Source organism: Streptomyces sp. NPDC049577, assembly GCF_040675635.1.
GTDB lineage: Bacteria > Actinomycetota > Actinomycetes > Streptomycetales > Streptomycetaceae > Streptomyces.
In genome coordinates this window covers 1-2,108 of record NZ_JBFAPH010000582.1, presented here as the reverse complement: position 1 = coordinate 2,108, position 2,108 = coordinate 1, and the positions used below count along the sequence as shown (strand labels likewise).

At 74.1% G+C, this 2,108-nt stretch carries 2 protein-coding genes and 1 pseudogene; 1 reads left to right on the top strand and 2 read right to left on the bottom strand.

Annotation, left to right across the window (positions count from 1 at the left end; all coding sequences use genetic code 11):
• On the bottom strand, positions 1–823 hold an 823-nt coding region (locus AB0K09_RS32920), incomplete at its 3' end, for a Ppx/GppA family phosphatase (protein WP_366069064.1).
• Between the two features lie 45 nt (positions 824–868).
• On the opposite strand from AB0K09_RS32920, the gene AB0K09_RS32915 reads away from it, so the two are divergent.
• Entirely contained in the window at positions 869–1,672 is an 804-nt protein-coding gene (locus AB0K09_RS32915; protein WP_366069063.1) for a hypothetical protein, read from the top strand.
• 10 nt (positions 1,673–1,682) lie between these two features.
• Here AB0K09_RS32915 and AB0K09_RS32910 read toward each other — a convergent pair.
• Positions 1,683–2,108 (bottom strand): annotated as a pseudogene (locus AB0K09_RS32910) (hypothetical protein); the annotation flags it as partial.

Here is a 2,108-nt window from a genome sequence, read left to right as displayed (position 1 = left end):
GGCAGCGCCTCGCGGGCGTAGTGGGCGTTGAAGAAGGTCTCGCGGGTGCGGGGCCGGCGCGTTCGGCCGGGGTCATCCCGGCCAGCCTCGGCACCCATTCCTCCAGCGCCTTGCGGCTGAGCGTGCGCTGGACGTACAGGCCCTCGGCGGAGCGGGCGGCGCCGGCGATGCGGGCCAGCTGCTTGAAGGTCTTGGACGTGGCGACGGTGTGGTCCGGCGTGCCGTGCCGGGCGAAGTCGCCGACCGTGCGGGCGATCTCGGCCCGTACGTGCCGGCGCAGCGCCCGTACCCGGTCCGGATCGGCGGAGCCGTCGGGGCACCAGGCGGCGGTGAGGCGGCCGGCGCCCAGCGGGAGGGAGGCAGCGGCGTCGGGGTCCTCGTCGAGGCCGTAGGCGATCTCCAGGGAGCCGCCGCCGATGTCGAGGAGCAGCAGCTTCCCGGACGACCAGCCGAACCAGCGGCGGGCGGCGAGGAAGGTGAGCCGGGCCTCCTCGACGCCGGTGAGGACGGTGAGGGTGACGCCGGTCTCCTCGCGGACCCGTTCCAGGACGGTGTCGGCGTTGGCGGCCTCGCGGACGGCGGAGGTGGCGAAGGGCAGGACGTCCTCGACGCCCTTGTCCTCGGCGGCCCGCAGGGCCGCCTGGACGACCACGACGAGACGGTCGACGCCGGCCTCGCTTATGGCGCCGTTCTCGTCGAGGAGTTCGGCCAGGCGCAGCTCGGCCTTGTGGGAGTGGGCCGGCAGCGGACGGGCACCGGGGTGCGCGTCCACCACCAGCAGATGGACGGTATTCGAACCCACATCGAGGACACCGAGTCTCATGGCCTGAACGCTACTGCTCCCGCCGGGTCCGCTTACGCTTGAGGGGTGGCAAAGACGAAGAAGGTCAAAGCGGGCAAAGCAGACGCAAAGTCGACGGACGAGGTCGGACTCGACTTCCCCCGCGCCTGGGTGGAGTTCCCCGATCCGGCCGACGACGAGCAGGTCTTCCGCTGTGACCTCACCTGGCTGACGTCCCGCTGGACGTGCGTCTTCGGCAGCGGCTGCCAGGGCATCAAGGCGGGCCGCGCCGACGACGGCTGCTGCTCGCTGGGCGCGCACTTCTCGGACGAGGACGACGAGAAGCGCGTCGCCGGGCACGTGGCCCGCCTCACACCCGAGATGTGGCAGTTCCACGACGAGGGCACCCGCTCCGGCTGGACCCAGCTCGACGAGGACGACGGCGAGCGCCAGACGCGCCGCTGGAAGGGCTCCTGCATCTTCCAGAACCGCCCCGGCTTCGCCGGCGGCGCGGGCTGCGCCCTGCACATCCTCGCCCTCAAGGAGGGGCGCGAGCCGCTGGAGACCAAGCCGGACGTCTGCTGGCAGCTGCCGGTGCGCCGCACGTACGACTGGATCGACCGCCCCGACGACACGCAGATCCTCCAGATCTCCATCGGCGAGTACGACCGCCGCGGCTGGGGCCCGGGCGGCCACGACCTCCACTGGTGGTGCACCTCCGCGCGCTCCGCGCACGGGGCGGGCGAGCCGGTGTACGTCTCGTACGCGGCGGAGCTGCGGGAGCTCATGGGCCCGAAGGCGTACGAGCGGCTCGTGGAGCTGTGCGAGCAGCGGATGGCCTCGCTGCTCCCGATGGCACCGCACCCGGCGGACCCGGCACCGGCCGGCTGACCCGGGGCGCTCACCGCGGTGAGGGCGCGGGCGCGGTCGGCGTGGGGTCCGCCGGGGTGGGCGTCGGCGTCGGCGCCGGAGCCGTCGGGGTTCTCGGGCCCTCGCCCTCGATGGTGACGACCGCGCCGCCCGGGGCGATGGCCACCCGGGCGCGCCAGGGCCCGGCGGGCTCGTGGGTGCGGTCGACGGTGACGGTCACCGTGATCGAACTGCCGGGGTAGAGGACGCCGCCCGGCTGGCTGATGCGCAGCCAGGGCGCGTCGGCGGACATGGACCAGCCCACCGGGCCGCCGCCGCTCGCGGTGAGCGTGATGAGCGTGGTCGTACCGCTGGGCTGGGCCTCGACCGTCAGCCGGCCGGGGCCGCGCGCGGGCCCCGCGGGGGTTCGGAGTGGCAGCCGTGGTCGCCTGCGTGCTCGTCGGCAAGCGGATTCACC